This is a genomic window from Bacillus sp. z14 (2026) (assembly GCF_058313575.1).
Genome location: NZ_JBZFQK010000001.1, coordinates 696315 through 714900 on the forward strand (window position 1 = coordinate 696315; position 18586 = coordinate 714900).

Here is an 18586-nt window from a genome sequence, read left to right on the forward strand (position 1 = left end):
TCAATTGTATTAATTAGCAGCAAACTCACGCACGGATAATCCAAAATCCATTTCCTTGGTTATAGCTTGCAACTGATAATAGTCACGCAGTTTTTCAACAATCTCTTCGGGTGGTTTTGCATGATAATACCCTTTTCGCGTAGTCGTCATACCACTAATTTTCTGCAAATCGACAAGTGATTCACACATTTTAATGGCCGAGCCGAATGAATCGATAATCGGGACATCTTCAATATGATGAATACCGTGGGTTGCTAAAAATATATTCATCGGACCTTCTCCAGGAATAATGACATCTGCCCCTTCGGCAATAGCTGTTTTTGCGGCAGCTTTAAATTTCTCCAAAATCGGCTCAGGATTTTTAAATCCTTCCAAAATATCATAAAATCCAATATCCGCCTGAATAATCGGGCCCAATTTTTGTTCAAGACCATATTGCTTCGCATTAAAACGTAACTGATCTGCCAGTGGAGCTAAAAAATTCACGATGCCTATTCTTGTTCCAAGCATTGAGGCAATATGCATGGATGCCTGGCCGTAGCCAATAACCGGGATGTCCACTAATGAACGAGCCTCAATCAAGCCGACATCCGGTATGGTAGCTATAAAAACAGCATCATACCCTGCCCTTTCAGCAATCAATGTGTTTCGAATAAATTGCTCTTTATGCAGGCTTTGCAGATAGTTGTAGGTAATATAGTGCCCCGGGTATTGAGCAGGATAAGTCTCCTTTGTCATTCCATGTAAGACGACATCAACATCTGGTCGAGCAATTTTGGATACATGCTGTATGACCGCATCACGATATTCAGGTATGTCTTCAATGGAAGTTAAGCTTTGATGCCAAATTTTCATTGCGCTACCTCCTCTTCCTTTATTCGAAGGGCTTGTTCAGCAGCAATACGTCCAAAAATAGCTGCCTTTCCGAGCGAGCTCCCTGTCATATAACCCGCTCCATGGAAGCCACCCACCATTTCTCCGGCTGCATATAATCCTTTAATTGGGTCGCCGAACGGATTTAAAACTTCTGCATCCTCGTTTACACGAACTCCTGCATATGTAGCGAGCATAGCAGTCACTGTTTCCATTGCGTAAAAAGGACCGGTTTGAATCGGGGGTGGCTTACCAAATGTATGGGTCAATGTGTTACGACCGAATGGGTCATCACTGGTAATAAGATGCCTATTATATGAGTCAATCGTTTGGTGAAGAGATTGACTTGGGAGACCTGTTTTTTCGGCCAATTCCTCAAGTGTCTCAGCCTGGATAATTAAGCCTTCATTAAACAATAATTGAAAATCATATAGCGCATCATGTTCGACACCCTGATCCATAACCGTTTGATCCCAAACTTGAAATGTATGTTGATTAGGCTGCTGCAATGCAGCATCACCCAATAATTTGTAGGAAATCGACTCATTAACAAATCGTTTCCCCTGTTCATTCACAATGATGCCGCCTTTATAAAAGGCATGAGCCTGCCGTTTCTTTTGATTAGTAGAACTCGGATGAAAGCCGTATGTTCCTTTTAAGTATGGAAAATCCTCTAACCAGGCACCTACGGAAGCTGCTAATTTAATGCCATCTCCATGGTTCCCTTCTCCACCTAACCTGATTGTGTGTTCAAGCTGTGGTGCAAAGGCTCCTAATAAATCTTCACTTTGTGAGAATCCACCTGCGGTTAAAGCGACCCCTTTAGATGTATAGCATTCCTTTTGCTCGCCATTTTGTTGATAAAGTACACCCACTACTTTTTGTTGCTCAGTTAGCAAACGTACGACAGGACTATTAACATGCAGTGAAACACCATTATTCAAAGCATGGTTTTTCAGTGTTTGAATGGCCTGATCAGGAATGATCCTATGCCCCCGAGGGCTTGAATGGCCACTTACGGCCTGACAATTTTGAAATATTACTCCATGTGAAACTAACCAGTTATAAGTGGAAAGCTGATGTTTCCCATATGCCTGAACCAGATTTTTATCATTTTTAAATTGACCGACAACATACAAATCATTCATCAAACTCTCGGTAGTATCACTTATGCCAAGCTTACTTTGAAGTTCTGTTTCAGCAAACGCCATAAAACAACCGCTAAGCAATGAACTGCCACCGATGTCTGCCTGCTTTTCGAAAATGACAACATTGGCACCTCGCTCTGATGCCTCAACAGCTGCACAAAGACCTGCCATGCCAGCACCAACAATAATCAAATCAAACTGATTCAAAAAGCTACACTTCCTTTACTGCCTCGACTACACTTAATCCTGCCTCACAAAGCTGCATATCATGCGTATAGTGACCGCCGCTGACGCCTATTCCGCCTACACACTCACCATTAACGTGAATTGGATAACCGCCGCCAAAAACGACCAGGCGATTGGTATGTACTAAACCTGTCATTAAAGGTGGATCATCTTTTAAGCGATCATACCACTCATGGGTTGCACGATTGTATGCTGCAGCTGAAAATGCCTTGTTTTGAGAAATCTCCAATGCCAATACAGGTGCTCCATCCATTGCTGAAAATGCTTTTAAATTACCTGCTTTATCAACAATAGAAATCGCAAATTTCATTCCCAGTTCTCTTCCCTTTTCCTCTGCTTTTTCAAGCATAGCTTTGGCTAGTTCCAATGTAATCGTTTGTTGCGTGTAAGCATAAGTAAATTCTTTCATGATCCTATCCCCTTTATTATTTATTTTGCTATACCGACAGGCGTTCCGGCACCAAAAGCCTCAACCGAAGTAGCGGTAATAGCTTTGCTTTTTGGCAGTGCTAAATCAGCTATAACATGAGCAATATCAATCGGCTGCAGCCAGCCTGTTTTATCAATGTTAGTCCCCAATGCATCCGTCATTTGTGAGTCTACCGGACCGGGGCAAACTGCATTAACGCGTATGCCAAAAGGTTTCAATTCTTCTCCCAATGCCTTTGAAAAACCAATAACTGCATGCTTAGAGGAAATATATGCACTGCGATTGGGACCGCCTTTTGTTCCCCAAATGGAAGAAATATTTATAATAATCCCTTCCTGGCGATTTTTCATCGAGTCCACAACCTCACGGCAGAAATAATATGGTCCGTGTACATTAACATCAAACATGTTCATCCATTCTGCGGTTGTCGTTTCTGTAAATGGCTTTAGCAGCATGGCACCTGCATTGTTAATTAATATATCAATCGGTCCCAATTGCTTGTTAACCTCATATACGGCTTTTTTTACTTCCTCTTGATTGGCTACATCACAAGATACAGCTATCGCTTTTACTGAATAGGTTGTACGAATAAAATCAGCAACTTTTTCACACTCTTCCTGATCCAGTGCACAGATGGCGATATCCGCGCCACGAGAAGCCAATAAAGCGACGGTTTCTTTACCAATTCCACGGCTTGCACCTGTGACAAGAGCCACTTTTCCCTTTAATTCCACCCAATCATCTCCTTTTTACCGGGTTGTTTGGAAACTGGAAATATACGAGACCGCATGTTTACCAGCCCGTCGACCAAATACCAGACATCGAAGCACAGATGTACCACCCGGATATTTCCCGTAGTATACGCCTGAAGTTTCACCAACTGCATATAAACCCGGAATAGCAATATCGTCTCCCGTTAACACCCTTCCATCTGTATCAGTAGCTAATCCGCCATTTGTAAACACATTGCAGCAATGAACTGGGTAAGCAATATAGGGGCCTTCGTTGATAGGAATGGACCAATTGGATTTATTTAAAGTCAATCCATTGGTTGCTAATCCATCTAACCGGTTATAGATAAATTCACCTTCCGGACAAGCGCTATTAAATTCCTCCACCGTTTTTACGAGATTCTCTGAATTCACATTTAGTTTTTCGGCCAATTGTTCAATAGAATCAGCGACAACTGCTGGTATATCTGTCTGAAGTGCTTCTTCATAGTTTGGAATCGAATACATTTTTTGATCTGTAATCATATAGGCAATATGATTTTCACAGGTATAGAAGATTTTACGGGCCACTTCTTCATATTGTTCATCAATGGTGGTTACACCCTCATCCGTAAAACGCTCTCCATTTTGATTTACTAAAATAGCATACGGAAACAACATGACTCCGGCTTCCTCACGTTTACTGCGTGGATCAACCGTTTCAGCGTGGAAGGAATCAAATTGGCCATTCCCCGCTGCCCCAATATTTAAAGCCATTCGAATAGCTTCACCTTTATTAAAGAGCCCTCCTTCTGATACGGGAGGTATTTTATGAGCGTCATGGCCTATATACTGGGCCATCATTTCTTTATTTCCCTGAAATCCACCAGCAGCCAAAACAACAGCATTTGTTTTCAAATGCATACTGCTTCCATCTGCAGAACGTACGAAGATTCCGTTAATAGCTCCTTCATCATTTAGGGACAAATTCCAGGCTGCTGCTTCATAAATAATTTCTACTCCCAAAGCACGGGCACGCTGACTTAGGGTATCGATGATGGCACGTCCACCCCCAACAGGCAGTAAACGCGGACGTGAAGCTGTCAAAAACATGGTTGGCAGAAAATCAAAATCCACCCCTTTTGATTCAACCCAACGCAGTGTCGGTCCTGCTTCGCTTTGTAAGGTCTCTGCATATTCGCGGCCCATCGCTTGATCCGAAAAATTCAACATGTCTTCAACGAAGTTTGGAGCAGGTGTATCAATGTTTTCCATGCGCATATAAGCTGCTGTCCACCGTGTATTCCCGCCTCGTTTTTCAAATGGCGCACGTTCGAGAATAGCAATTGACATATTTTCTCCTGATTCTTTAGCCTTTTCAGCAGCCGCCAAAGCCGTGGCTGTTCCGGCTGCACCACAACCAACAATAATTAAATCGTAATCTACTTCAGTCATCTGGAATCACCACTTTTTAAAGATTCAGAATATTTTACTTCCAATTCATTTATTTCATGTAATTTAAATAACTCCTGTCTTGTTTTCCATGAGCATATATAGTCATGAATATTTTCTTGTGATTGGTCCTGCTGCAACACTCGCAGTGCATCCATTGCCCCTTTAATGGCACCTCGTAACACTGTATTGGCACAAAGCACAATTTTATATCCCATTGCCTGGGCTTCTTCTTTTGAAATAAGAGGTGTTTTACCGCCTTCCACCAAGTTTAATATTAAAGGAATATCCGGCACTAACTTTGGAATGGATGCTATCTGATCGATGGCAGTTGGTGCCTCAACAAATATGGCATGTGCACCAGCTTCCTTATACGCATTCGCTCGGTCAACCGCTTCTTCAATCCCATGGACCGCCAGTGCATCTGTACGCGCGATAATCGCAAAGTCTTCATCGGCCCGAGCATCAAGGGCTGCTTTTATTTTTCCTATCATCTCCTCTTTAGAGATCACTTCTTTTCCATTAAAATGACCACATTTTTTGGGCATCACCTGATCCTCGATCTGAATGGCTGCCGCACCGGCACGCTCCAATATTCTGACCGTTCTTTGCATGTTAATGGCATTGCCAAACCCCGTATCTGCATCCACTACAAGAGGAACAGTTGTTACATCAGCCATCCAGGCAACTACCTGTGCAATTTCTGTTAACGTGGTTAAACCAACATCGGCCCAACCTAGCTGGGCATTTGATATTCCTGCACCTGTCGCATATATAGCTCCAAATCCAGCTTCTTCGACTAATCGGGCAGTCATCGCATCATAAGCACCTGGCAAAATAAATGTTTCAGAACCATTTAATAAATGTTGAAACTGTTTTGTTTTTGATATCATATCAGTTCAATCCCTTAACTAATTACTTGTTCATGCTGGGTTACTCGCTGATGAAAAATGATTGTACAATCTTGATTGGAGAATTCTCGATTAAAAAGTATAGTGTGGCAATCCTGTACATAAATTGTTTGCGAAACCATTCTTACTTCAAAAATAATGCTTACATAATACAGACCTTTTTCAGGAAGTGTATAGTACGGCGCAACGCCTTCTTTAAAGGAGTATTTGACTTGATAAGGCTTGCCCAGTAACTTTGTGACGGTGTCGATCTGACCATTTTGAAGAAGTTCCCGGATGTTGGTTGAACTCACCTTTGAGCCATACATCTCAAACTTTTCAACAACTTCAATACCAATCTTAAACTGACTGTGCGGGGCAATCGTATGAATGGTGCCAGCTCCCCTTTTACCATAGGTGTAATCAAAGCCAGCCACAGCATGTTTCACTTGCATCTTCACTAAATATTCTTGTACAAATGTTTCTGGTGAAAGAGCAGCAAAGTCCTTCGTGAACTCAGTAATATAAAAAATATCTACACCCAACTCTTTTAGCCGCTCTGCCTTTTGTTCCATTGGCATTAAATAATCAACTTCCTGGTTTGAAAACACCGTTTTGGGGTGTGGAAAGAAACTCATTACGGCAAGAGAACAATCTTTCTCATTTGCTATTTCTTTAGCACGCATAATTACTTTTTGATGACCTCTATGAACTCCATCAAAAAATCCTAAAGCCATGACATTCTGCTGACTATTCTCCTGCACTATGGATAGATTTTTCTCGTTGACAATAATCGTTTTCATATTCCTCCCCTGCCTTTTTAGGTATTACCGCGCTTCGATAGTAATATTGTTAAGCTCTTTATCCTGGACGGTATCTCCCCAATATGTGTTACATAATGAGCGTTCTTCCAATGTCCATTCAACCGGCTCCCAGTCTGGTTCAAAAATTAAATAACCGCCGGAAAACAGTTCCACCCGGCAGCCACTGCCCGGGTCCATGACATATAAGTAAATTGCTTGTGATGCACCATGTTTTCCAGGACCGATAAACGTCATTCCGTTTTCTTTTAAAATATCAGCTGCACGTAAAATATCCTGCGAATCATCCAACCAGTATGAAATATGGTGTAGGCGTGCAGGGGTTGGTAACGTGTCTTTCTTTAATAAGGCAACATCATGTACCAATGCGGTAACACTTAACCATCCTGCCAAAATCCCCTCATCCCCACGCATATACTCTCTCATATTGAATCCTAAGACATCGATTAAAAAGTCATAAGATTGATCAGCATCAGTAGATGTGTGTATATTAACATGATCAAAACGACGTGGAGAGATCCCTTTCCTCCATGACTTATAAACTTGATTTTTCAAAACGGAAGCATGCCCATTGAGTGCCTTTGGCTTTTCAACATCATAATACAATTCAAAAGTATGGCCACTTGGCATTTTAAAACGTATGGACTCTCCAATACCTACTGTTGTCCCTTTTGGATATTCTGTTACTTCAACCTCTTGATCTGCCAGCAGCTGTTTAAATCCCTGCAGACATTGAGGTGTTTTTGTACGCCAGCCGATCCGCTTAATGTAACCGCTGTCACCAGCTTCGACACTTAATGTATGATGTTGAAAATCACTGTACGCGCGTAAATAATGGACACCATCTACTTCTTCTGTTTCTTCCAAACCAATGACTTCTTTAAAAAAGAATAATGACTTCTCTAAATCACTTGTCACAAGTGCAACATGCCCAAGCTTTGCAATTTCCGGCTTCATCTTCTCCATGACCTCCTTGCTACAATTCTATTTATCTGAGCCTTCCGCTTACTTCGTTTTAATCTTACAAAACAACAATACGGATAGCTACACAGCATTTTTCTTAAAACTAATTGATTTTCCATAAAAATATACCGAATTTTATCTCTTACTATTTTCATTATTCAGTGCAAATTCATAGTTTGCTACACCGATAGATTCAATCTTCATTTGTAATAAATAACCCGCAAACGGTTCCTGCTTCACTTTTTCTTCAGAAAGTGGTTCATAGGCCGTGGTAACAAATAAGGTATCCATTTTCTCTCCGCCAATCGTACACGAAGATATATGGGATAAGGGAATCACAATTTCCTTAATAACCTGCATCTTCCTCGGATTGATACAAACAATACGAGTCGGCTTTTTTGAAATGGATGCCACAATTCCACCTTTAAAAAGGGAAACCCACAAGTTTCCCTCTCCATCTACTGCCATGCCAGCAGGAAACCCTTCATCCATCTCAAATGTATACACAATTTTTTCAAATTGAATCTGATCGTTTTCCATAAGTTGATATTGGTAAATAGAGTATTTCGACGAATCAATATGATAAAATTTATTTGTTTTCCTGTCCCAATCTAATCCATTAGATAGCGTGATTCCATCCACTTGTACTGAAACATTACCGAACGTATTTATACAATATAATTTTGAATTCGAAAAAGGATATTGCGAAAAGGCAGTATGAGGTGATTCTTTAAAGCTTTTAAAAAAGCCATCCGATGAACCAACCCAAATTTGTCCATCAGGTCCACACTTTCCATCATTCAAATAACACATATTATTCCATGATTCCTGTATAACAAAAGGAGACTTAATTCCCTGTTTAAAGTTTAAATGATATAAACCGTCTTTATATATACCAATAAATCTTCCATCCTTTAATGGAATGATCGCCTTAATCCAGCCTAAAGCATCATATACATTCTCTTGTTCAGTTGCGGGATTATACGTAATAATTCGTTTAGAAGCGATATCCAGCCACATAATTCCATACGCTTCGTGCCAAATGGGGCCTTTACCAAATTTGGCACGATACTGTCCACATTTTTTCATATTTTCATCACCTACGTTTATGGATAGTGTGTCAATTTAATCGAAGTTCTTCTATTCACCATCCCTCATTAAAATTTAACTGCATGAAATCCATTTACTCGGATGTCCGTGCCTTACAGAAGCCATCATCACCATAATCTAAAAACCAGTAAAGTATTTCCCCTACCACCTGAAACCTTATCTGCCAATTAATCTTACAAATGGTAAAATTCTTAGTGGAACTACCATTCATGATTCAAAAAATCGATAGAATTTGAAAAAAGAAGAAAGATCGCTAATTAATCTTCCTTCTTTTCTCTTAGAGATTGCTATAGATCTATTTAGCTAACATTAATTGCTGGGCAACTTCATAAATAAGATCCTCTTGTCCCCCAACCGTTTTGCGTTCACCCAATTCTATTAAAATCTCTCGTTCGTCCACTCCAAATTGTCGGGCAGCTTTTTCTGTATGTAATAAGAAGCTTGAGTAAACTCCCGCATAGCCCATAATAAGGCTGGAACCTGAGATTTCTTGCGGTCTTGGCAGGATGGGCGCAACCATCTTATTGGCAACATCGATTATGTTATATAAATCAACACCCGTTTGAATACCAAGTCTTTGCAAAACAGCTACCAGGACTTCTGTTTGTGTATTGCCGCTGCCCGCCCCAAGTGCACGTAGTGAGCCGTCGATATACGTGGCACCTGCTTCAATCGCGGCTAATGAATTAGCCATAGCCAGAGATAGATTGTTATGTGCATGGAAACCAATTTCAATTCCGACATTTTCTTTCAATGCACGGATCCGCTCTGTCACCTGATGAGGTAACATATTTCCTGCCGAATCGGTCACATATACGATCTCAGCTCCATAGCTCTCAAATAATTGAGCCTGCTTCACGATAACATCTGTCGGTGCCATATGGGCCATCATTAAAAAACCAACCGTTTTCAAACCTAATTCACGGCTCATGGCTATATGTTGCGCTCCAATATCAGCTTCCGTTACATGTGTCGCAATTCTTGCCATTTTAGCACCTGCTTTTACCGCCTCTTTCAGGTCATCTTTAATCCCAATTCCCGGAATGAGTAACACAGCCACTTTTGCATTGGTGCATTCTTCTACCGCAGCTTCTATTAATTTCAGTTCATCAACCGCAGATAGACCATATTGCAGACTTGAACCACCTAGTCCATCTCCATGTGCCACTTCGAAATATTCAATATTCGCTCGCTCCAGACCACTCGCAATATTCCGGACTTGTTGCTCTGTGAAAGCATGTTTCATTGAATGGCTCCCATCACGTAAGGATACGTCTAATACGTGAATATCTCTCATGAAATAGCACCTCCCTGCATCACAATGTTCTTCGCCATTTCATTAGCTACACGGGCAGCCGCAGCTGTCATTATATCCAGATTCCCAGAATAGGAAGGGAAGAAATCTCCTGCACCCTCTACTTCGAGGAATACAGAAACCTTATTCCCTTCAAAAATAGGTTCTCCCCGCAGCCGATAACCAGGTACATATTGTTGAACTTCTTTAATCATTGTTTGAATGGACTGTGTAATTTCCGCTTCCTGTCCTGACGCTTCCACAATGGCATGAACCGTATCGCGCATGATAATCGGCGGTTCTGCTGGATTTAATATAATGATTGCTTTACCTTTCTTAGCTCCTCCGACAACTTCTATTGCTTTAGAGGTTGTCCTTGTAAATTCATCAATATTGGCGCGTGTGCCAGGTCCTGCACTTTTACTTGCGACTGTTGCTATAATTTCTGCATATTCTACAGGAACAATCCGGCCAATTGCATGAACGATTGGTATCGTAGCCTGGCCTCCGCAAGTTACCAAATTGACATTATCCTTATCTAAATGTTCCATTAAATTAACCGGCGGCACCATGTATGGTCCAATTGCCGCCGGTGTTAAATCAATCATTTTCTTTCCCGCTGATTTAACAGCTTCATAATTTGCCTTGTGAGCATAAGCGCTTGTTGCATCAAAAACGATATCGACCAGTTCCATTTTTTCAGATAAACCCTCAATACCGTTATCAATTGTGACATATCCCCGGTCACGGGCTCGCTTTAAACCTTCCGATTCAGGATCAATCCCGACCATAACTGACATTTCCAAAGCATCGCATCGTTCGATTTTATACATTAAATCTGTCCCGATATTTCCTGAACCAATGATTCCTACTTTCAACTTTTCCATATGCTCACCTCATTCCGTAAAAGATAGTTTCACTTCTCCATAGGAACCAAAATCCACTTCAAAGACATCTCCTGATTCAAATGGTACCGCAGCCGTAATCGCACCGGCTAAAATAAAATGCCCTGCCTTCAAAGTAATATCATAGTCTGCAAGCATATTGGCCAACCAGGCCACCGCTTTGGCCGGATTTCCCATCACTGCACTGCTCATACCTTCATCAAATACTTCACCATTCTTCTTGGCGACAACTCGAATATTAGCTAATTGCTCCAATGAAGGCACAGGGTGTTTTTCCCCCAATACTGCACCGGCAGAGGATCCATTATCTGCAACCGTATCCTGAAATTTAAATTGCCAATTCTTAATACGGCTATCAATGATTTCAATGGCAGGGACAATTGCCTCAGTCGCTGCCAAAACTTGTTCACTGGTCACATCAGGACCTTTTAAATCTTCCTTCAAAACAAAGGCCAGCTCAAATTCAACTTTCGGTTCAATAAATTGAGAAACCGAAAGTGTCTGTCTATTTTCAAATACCATCGTATTTAAAATATGCCCAAAATCAGGAGTATCGACATTAAACATCGTTTGCATAACTTTACTTGTTAAACCAATCTTCATTCCTACCAAATGTGCATCTTTTAACTTCTCATTAATTTGCAAAAGCTGAATACGATAAGCATCGTCAACCGAGAGATCGGTTGACGATGTAAAAGGTTCAATCGGTGTTTTCAAACGTTCAGCTACAAGTAAATCGAAAGCTGCTTTTTGAATATCCAATTTACATGGCCTCCTTAAACGGTTACAGACTCTAATAACCTGTATTGCCCCGCAAAGAATACAAGGGGATTTTTATCTTCAAGCTGGATTGCCCGGACTTTACCAATAAATAAGGTATGGTCTCCTTCAACATACTCTGAAACAACGTCACAACTAATCTGTGCCAAAACACCGCTTAATACCGGAACATCCGCCAATCGATCAAATGTAATAGCAGCACCGTCTTTCTTCTGTCCAGCAAAAATCATTGAATAGTCTTGTTGATCCTCTGCCAGAATATTGACCGCAAACTGTTTACTTTCACGGATTTTATTTAAACAACGCGCTTTTTCACCGATTGAAATGACAACCAATTTCGGATCGAGTGAGACGGACATAAATGCATTTGCTGTCATACCGTGAGCCTGTCCTTCATGCTCTGTTGTTATGACGGTCACGCCCGTAGCAAACTTACTCATTGCATTTCGAAATAAACGATCATCCATTTGGTTAACCTCCTTTTTATGCTTTAATGGTTGGATTGTTTTCAGTATTGGCGTCCATTTGGTCTCCCCAATAGGTGAAACCAATCTCCATTTCTTCGACTGTCCAACGAATTGGCTCCCAATCCGGTTCAAAAATGAGATAACCATTTGTGAAGATCTCCAGCCTTACCCCACTGCCTGGATCAATGGCATAAATATACATAGCCTGCGAGATTCCGTGCTTCCCTGGTCCTTTGAAGTAAATTCCATTCTCCTTCAAAATATCAGCTGCACGCAATAAATCCTGTGCGTTATCCAACCAATAGGCAATATGGTGAACTTCATGTGTGGATGGTGAATTCGGATCAAAGCTAAATGCAATATCATGGACAAGCGGTGTCACACTTAACCAGGCACCTACATAGGTACCGTCCGGTGCTTCTACATATTCCCGTAAATTGAAACCTAAGTGTTCTTGCATAAAATCGGATAGCTCGTTAGCCGGAAGAGAGCTTAATAGATTAACATGGTCAATCCTTCGGGGTGAAACCCCACGATTCCAAGACTTATGTGTTTGGTTTTTTAATACAGAACGTGTTTCAGGTGAAGCCAAGGTTTTTTCCATATCGAAGTAAATTTCAAATGTATGATTACTAGGGAGTTTAAAGCGAAATGCCTTCCCCTGTCCTTTTTCTGCCCCTTCTTCTACCCATTCGATTGTCATACCACTATTTTGCAACTGCTCCGCAAATAGATCCACATCTTCACGACGTTTTGTACGCCAGGCAATATGATCCAAATGGGATTCTTCTCCTGCACGAATCGTTAATGTATGATGCTCAAAATCCCCCCAAGCACGCAAATAATGCACACCATCCTGAACATCTGTTTCTTCCAAACCAATAACTTCTTTAAAGAACCATAATGATTTCTCTAAATCTGTACTTACTAATCCAAAATGCCCTAATTTTGAAATTTCCGGTTTACTCATTTTCCCTACCTCCTATTTATCAATCAAGCAAAATACGTATTTGGTTCCAAATCACACATAGTGCGTCCATATGTCTCTAATAAACTCGATGGAGTAATGAAGCCGTGTAAATGCATAGAAATAAAATCACGATAAAAGGTTTGGAATACATTATTATTGTAAGCAAATACAGATCCTGCTCCTGCAAGCATGAGATCAAAAGCTTCTTTGCAGAGCTGGTTGGCATATCCAAACATAGCTTTGATTCGAATACTTTCCTTTTGTGTGAAATCCTGTCCGCGTGTTGAATAATCATCTAAATCATTGATAGCTTGATTAAACAGCATGCGAGCACATTCCAGTTTCATATCAGTCTCAGAAATTTGTAAATGTGTCACGGCAGCCTCGCTCATTTTGGAATAAAAGGTATTTCCAATGCTTGCTTTTGACACACGCTCCTTATGTAGATCAAATCCACCTTGGGCAATTCCCAGTGCTGGGGCTGCAATAGACAAGGTTAAGGATGGCACAAACGGCGTTCGATATAATGGATTCCCCTGTAATTCTTCAATAATATAGTGACCTTGCTGTGCCAGTCGATCTAATGACACACGATGGTCAGGAATAAAGACATCCTTGACTACTACACTATTACTGCCTGAACCACGTAAACCAACTACATTCCAGTCATCCATTACTTCTACATCTCTCCGTGGGATGACTAAAATCGCCATTTCTACTCCGCCATTCCCATCATCTACCGGTGCCCCAAAGTAGAACCAGTCTGCATATGGAGATCCAGAAACAAATGGCCATTGTGCATCTTTGATAAAATAACCACCATCGACCTTTTCAATATCAATACGAATCGGTTTGAAGTTCCCGGCTAGAACGACATCCTGGTCACGATTCGGTCCAAAAATCTCGTGCAGAGCTTCGCGCCCAAATGCATATGAAATCATGTAATCACGAATATTGCTTAACGATACGAACCAGCCGGCTGACGGATTTCCGCGGCTAATTTCTGTGACTACATCAAAATACGTACGCATATCTGTTTCAAAGCCTCCGAACATTTTTGGTCGAAGGATTTTCAGTAATCCGTTCTCACGTATCGCCTGAATAATCTCGTCTGATATTTTGCTCGTTTGATCAATTTCAAGGGTTGCATCACGTAATTGCTTTTGCAGCGAACGCGCCTTTTCGATTAATACCTCGCTGATTTCTTCTCTTTTTACGATAGTTTCACTCATAAGTTCACCCCTACTTTTTGAATATTCTTAAATTTCAACTTGCGTTTTATCCTTTGTAAAGAAATGTTTGGTTGCGTGTAAAAACTCCTCACGTTGCTCAATCATGGCCCAGTGGCCGCATTTTTTAAATACGCGCAGTTCGGCATTTGGTAAGTGTTCTAAAGCGTAAAGGCTGCTTTGTAAAGGAACAAACCGATCGTAGTAACCATGGATTAATAAAAATTCATTTTTCATTCTCTCAAGTGCCGTTTGTGGAATCAGCATTTCGGTTAAGGATGACTTGGTAAAGTTTTCACGATAAGAACGGAAAATTTCTGGACGCTGGAACATTTCAAAACGTGCTTCGACCACTTGGGTCACGAAATCCTCCATTTTATCTAAATCATAAACGAACCAGCTTAATAGATTGCGTAAGTTCTCTTTACTCGGCTCTAAGTGGAAGTTTGTTAATTTTAGTAATTCAGGTGTCGGCTCCTTTAACAATACACCGGCGCCCATTAATACGATTTTGTTAAACCGCTCCGGAGCCTGCATATTTAAATACATGGATACGACGCCACCGAGTGAATTGCCGACTAAATTCGCTTTTTCAATATTTAAAGCATCCATTAAATCTAAAATTTGTTTGATACGCCATGACATCCACTGTACTCCGTTTTCTGGATATACTTCAGGATGATCCGTTTCTCCAAAGCCAACTAGATCAGGTGCAATGACATGGAAATCTTTCGCATAATCTTCTAAAACAAATTGCCAATTTGCTTTTGCATTTGCCCCCGGTCCGGAACCATGAATTAATATCACAACTTCTTTATTTTCCGAACCTCCTTCATGAAAATAGGTTTCATAATCTCCGGTTTTCACTTTTCTTTGTAAAATCGTCATAAGAATCCTCCTTTGTTTACAACTACATTTTATTCACAATCGACATCTTATTTTTTCGTTTCGTACTATATAGACTCGCATTCTCCCCAGCAATTTTTCCAAATACAGAACCTGAGGTTAAACCGGCTCCGCCAGGATAATTGTCATAGTATAATCCCCCTACTATTTCACCGGCTGCGTATAAGCCTTCAATAGGCGTGAAATCATTGTGGATCACTTGCGCTCGTTTGTTAATCTTCAAACCGCCGTAAGTAAAGGTAATTCCACACGTAACTTCGTATGCTTCAAACGGCGCTTCATCAATTGGATTCGCCCAATTTGATTTAGGAACAGAAAGGCCTGTTGTTTTTTTCCCATCTAACTGGTTTGGATTAAATGGTATATTCTGATCAATCGAGTCATTATACCTCTCAATCTCTCTCAAAAAACTATCGGCATCAATGCCTTCCATTTTTTCTGCTAATTCTTCGAGTGTATTTGCAGCCACTTTTGAAACATGACGACCATTATATTCTTCACGTAAATAAGGTTTAGCTCTAGCGTCATACACTTGCCATGCATGCTGACCCGGTTGTTTTAAAATTTCACGTCCTACTTTTGCATAAATATAATTGCGAAAATCAGCAGCCTCATCAATAAAACGCTTGCCATCCTTGTTGACCATAATTCCGAATGGAAAGCTCAATTTTTGAAAACCTTCCTTATAATCAGCTAAGTATCGATCACCACTTACGGCATGTGCCGCAGACCAATTGCCGGTTGTTCGTGCACCTAATGACATGGCCATTCGCAGGCCGTCACCAACATTGTATTTACAGCCGCGTGTATGGACAGTATCCCAACCAGCCCCCAAATACTTTGTTCGCATTTCAACATTGGCATGAAAACCGCCGGATGCCAGCACGACTGCTTGACAAGCTATTTTGTGCTCTTTTCCATTCGAACGGACAATCACACCTTCAATCGTCCGATTCTCATGGACAAGCTCGACCGCTGCTGTATTATAATGAATCGTTATGCCTAAACGCTTGGCTTCATTATGCAGAGAATCTACTAAGCCCTTTCCTCCGCCCACAGCTTCAATGACCATGCCGCCCCAAAACACGAATTTCCCATTCATTTTATAAGCTTGGCGCCCATAAATCGGAAGCCATTTCACATGGTGCTCTGTTAGCCATAGTACAGTCTCATAACTCTTCTTTGTCATGATGGAAGCCAAATCGTAATCTGTGCGATAATTGGACATCCGGCACAAGTCATCAAAAAATTTCCCTTCTATATATGTCCCAAACTCCGTTATTTCGAAGTCCTTATCTGTCATTTCTGGCATTAGCGATCGAACCTGTGCTCCATCATTGTAGGCGAAGCGAATCGAACCATGTGTATAAGCCGTGTTTCCCCCTTTTTCTTCTTCTGAAGAAATTTCAAGTACCGTCACATGGGCTCCTTTTTCTGCTGCCGCAATCGCAGCACACAAAGCAGCATTTCCAGCCCCAACCACCACAATGTCTGTTGCTTCGCTCATTTTATTCACTCCTATCCATCTTGTAAGCGCTTAATAAGAGTTTCATAAAATACCTTTAAAGAATTGCTGAATAAGATTGTTGAATTCATTTTTCTTTTCAATTTGTGTCCAGTGCCCACATTTACTAAAAACGTGGAGTTGGGCATCATTTAGATGCTCTAATAAATAATAACTTGACTCAATCGAACATACTTGATCATCACGGCCATGGACCAGTAAGATCTGGTTCTTAATTCTGCGTAATGCCACGGTTGGGACTGGGACAGCAGCCGTTGAAAAAATAGAATTGTTTGAACGGCGAACTTCTTCACGCATTGCATTTTCATATCGGGAATCCGTAAGCCCATCAATGACTGGCTGCATTGCTTCCTTGTCGTAGACAAACCAGCCCATAATTTGTTGAAGTCGTTTTTTTGACGGGTTATCATAAAATGCTTTAGCACGTGCCAGCTCAAAACTTAGTTTAGTATTTGGTGTACCACCCGGCCCCATCAGGACAACTCGGTCAAAACGCTCTGGATACTCCAACAGCAATTCCAGGGCTATAGAACAGCCTAAGGAGTTTCCAACAACATGCACTTTCTCTAATTCGTAATAATCGAGCAACTCTATGATTTGTTCAATCCAACAATCCATCCACATTTGGCGATTTTTTAATGGCTCAGCCGGATGATCACTTTGGGCAAAACCGTATAAATCTGGTGCTAAACAATAGAAAGAATCAGCGCATTCCTGTAATGCATAATTCCAGTTAGCCAATGATGTTACCCCTGGTCCAGAACCATGTAAAAATAAAATGGTTTCTGCATTTCCTTTACCAGCTTCGTTTATCCATGTTGTATAATGACCTGTTTTCAGATGCTTTGATGTAATGGTTACCTCTTTTGTCATTGCCATTTACCCATGCCTCCCTATGCTTCAATTGTTGGAACAATTAACGGATTTCCCGTAATGCTATCTCCCCAATACGTATTGCCAAAAGCCCTTTCTTCCGGGCGCCAAACCACTGTTTCCCAATCAGGTTCAAATATTAAGTATCCACCTGTAAATAATTCAACTCTGCATCCACTTCCCGGATCAATAACATATAAATAGATAGCCTGCGAAATGCTATGTTTACCTGGTCCTATGAATTTCAGGTCATGTTCTTTTAAAATATCAGCTGCCCGCATTAAATCCCCTGAACTGTCCAACCAATAGGAGATATGATGGAAGCGTGCTGTTGTTTCCAATGATTCATGAGCAACAAGTGCGACATCATGCACCAATGGAGTAACGCTCATCCAACCCGCCAATATTTTCCCATCCTCGGTTTCAATACATTCATTCATGCGGAATCCTAATTCTTCAATAAAGAAATCATAAGCTGTATTCTCCGGCGCAGCTGTATGAATATTGACATGATCGAAACGCCTTGGTGAAATACCCTTTGCCCATGCTTTATACGTTTGATTCTTGAGCACAGAACGTCGATGTTCTTCTACCTCTGTCTTTACGACATCATAAAACAATTCAATTCTATGCCCGGAAGCTGCCATAAATCGAATCGCTCTGCCAATACCAGGTGTCGTTCCAGCTTGCACATATTCAATCTCATAGCCCTTTTGATTCAGTCTGCTTGCAAACGAATCCACATCTTCTGCACATTTGGTGCGAAAACTGATATGCTTCACCTTGCCCTTAATGCCGGGTGAGATTGATAATGTATGATGCTGAAAATCTCCCCAGGCTCTGAAATAGTATTGTTCGCCTACTTTTTCAGTCAGCTCTAAACCAATGATGTTTTGAAAAAAATCCACCGATTTTTCAATATCGGAAGATTCAAGAGCAACATAACCTAATTGGGCAATTCGCGGTCCCATGAGTAAGAATCCCCCTCATTTTT

General features: G+C 41.0%; 19 protein-coding genes. All 19 read right to left on the reverse strand.

The features are described from left to right. Window positions 1-9: 9 nt before the first annotated feature. Window positions 10-855, reverse strand: a complete 846-nt coding sequence (locus AC4G3O_RS03310) for an aspartate/glutamate racemase family protein (protein ID WP_148629935.1) — start codon at window positions 853-855, stop codon at window positions 10-12. Then, the gene (locus AC4G3O_RS03315; protein WP_491135801.1) at window positions 852-2228 is read right to left on the reverse strand and encodes an FAD-dependent oxidoreductase; all 1377 of its coding nucleotides are present in this window, start codon (window positions 2226-2228) and stop codon (window positions 852-854) included. Before AC4G3O_RS03315 ends, AC4G3O_RS03310 begins: the two co-directional genes overlap by 4 nt. A 4-nt stretch (window positions 2229-2232) precedes the next feature. Further along, entirely contained in the window at window positions 2233-2676 is a 444-nt protein-coding gene (locus AC4G3O_RS03320; RefSeq protein ID WP_139891677.1) for a GlcG/HbpS family heme-binding protein, read from the reverse strand. Window positions 2677-2696: 20 nt separating this feature from the next. Next, entirely contained in the window at window positions 2697-3431 is a 735-nt protein-coding gene (locus tag AC4G3O_RS03325; protein WP_139891675.1) for an SDR family NAD(P)-dependent oxidoreductase, read from the reverse strand. A gap of 15 nt (window positions 3432-3446) precedes the next feature. Next, a complete protein-coding gene (locus AC4G3O_RS03330) occupies window positions 3447-4862 on the reverse strand; it encodes an FAD-binding protein (RefSeq protein WP_140461629.1) in 1416 nt (471 codons plus the stop codon). Then, window positions 4859-5752, reverse strand: coding sequence for an isocitrate lyase/PEP mutase family protein (locus tag AC4G3O_RS03335; RefSeq protein WP_225983586.1), 894 nt, complete (start codon window positions 5750-5752; stop codon window positions 4859-4861). Before AC4G3O_RS03335 ends, AC4G3O_RS03330 begins: the two co-directional genes overlap by 4 nt. A 14-nt stretch (window positions 5753-5766) precedes the next feature. Next, window positions 5767-6552 (reverse strand): adenylyltransferase/cytidyltransferase family protein, encoded by a 786-nt coding sequence (locus AC4G3O_RS03340; protein ID WP_491089701.1) that lies wholly within the window; start codon window positions 6550-6552, stop codon window positions 5767-5769. Between the two features lie 24 nt (window positions 6553-6576). Beyond that, the gene (locus AC4G3O_RS03345) at window positions 6577-7527 is read right to left on the reverse strand and encodes a VOC family protein (protein ID WP_139891669.1); all 951 of its coding nucleotides are present in this window, start codon (window positions 7525-7527) and stop codon (window positions 6577-6579) included. Between the two features lie 141 nt (window positions 7528-7668). After that, on the reverse strand, window positions 7669-8622 hold the full coding sequence (locus AC4G3O_RS03350; RefSeq protein WP_139891667.1) for an SMP-30/gluconolactonase/LRE family protein: 954 nt from the start codon (window positions 8620-8622) through the stop codon (window positions 7669-7671). Window positions 8623-8938: 316 nt separating this feature from the next. Next, window positions 8939-9940 carry a 4-hydroxy-2-oxovalerate aldolase gene (gene dmpG / locus AC4G3O_RS03355; RefSeq protein WP_139891665.1) on the reverse strand — a complete coding sequence of 334 codons (1002 nt, stop codon included), beginning with the start codon at window positions 9938-9940 and terminating at the stop codon, window positions 8939-8941. Next, window positions 9937-10824, reverse strand: a complete 888-nt coding sequence (locus tag AC4G3O_RS03360) for an acetaldehyde dehydrogenase (acetylating) (RefSeq protein WP_140461632.1) — start codon at window positions 10822-10824, stop codon at window positions 9937-9939. Before AC4G3O_RS03360 ends, dmpG begins: the two co-directional genes overlap by 4 nt. 9 nt (window positions 10825-10833) lie before the next feature. Next, entirely contained in the window at window positions 10834-11604 is a 771-nt protein-coding gene (locus AC4G3O_RS03365) for a 2-keto-4-pentenoate hydratase (RefSeq protein WP_140461633.1), read from the reverse strand. Between the two features lie 14 nt (window positions 11605-11618). Beyond that, a complete protein-coding gene (locus tag AC4G3O_RS03370; RefSeq protein WP_139891659.1) occupies window positions 11619-12089 on the reverse strand; it encodes a flavin reductase family protein in 471 nt (156 codons plus the stop codon). Between the two features lie 16 nt (window positions 12090-12105). Then, on the reverse strand, window positions 12106-13059 hold the full coding sequence (locus AC4G3O_RS03375) for a VOC family protein (RefSeq protein ID WP_139891657.1): 954 nt from the start codon (window positions 13057-13059) through the stop codon (window positions 12106-12108). Window positions 13060-13082: 23 nt separating this feature from the next. Next, window positions 13083-14291 carry an acyl-CoA dehydrogenase family protein gene (locus tag AC4G3O_RS03380; protein ID WP_140461635.1) on the reverse strand — a complete coding sequence of 403 codons (1209 nt, stop codon included), beginning with the start codon at window positions 14289-14291 and terminating at the stop codon, window positions 13083-13085. 27 nt (window positions 14292-14318) lie between these two features. Further along, window positions 14319-15176 (reverse strand): alpha/beta fold hydrolase, encoded by an 858-nt coding sequence (locus AC4G3O_RS03385; protein WP_139891653.1) that lies wholly within the window; start codon window positions 15174-15176, stop codon window positions 14319-14321. 22 nt (window positions 15177-15198) lie between these two features. Further along, window positions 15199-16701: an FAD-dependent tricarballylate dehydrogenase TcuA gene (gene tcuA, locus AC4G3O_RS03390; protein ID WP_491135802.1), complete on the reverse strand. Its 1503-nt coding sequence runs from the start codon at window positions 16699-16701 to the stop codon at window positions 15199-15201. 42 nt (window positions 16702-16743) lie between these two features. Next, window positions 16744-17598 carry an alpha/beta fold hydrolase gene (locus AC4G3O_RS03395; RefSeq protein ID WP_140461638.1) on the reverse strand — a complete coding sequence of 285 codons (855 nt, stop codon included), beginning with the start codon at window positions 17596-17598 and terminating at the stop codon, window positions 16744-16746. A gap of 14 nt (window positions 17599-17612) precedes the next feature. Continuing rightward, window positions 17613-18563 (reverse strand): VOC family protein, encoded by a 951-nt coding sequence (locus tag AC4G3O_RS03400; RefSeq protein ID WP_148629939.1) that lies wholly within the window; start codon window positions 18561-18563, stop codon window positions 17613-17615. Window positions 18564-18586: the final 23 nt, after the last annotated feature.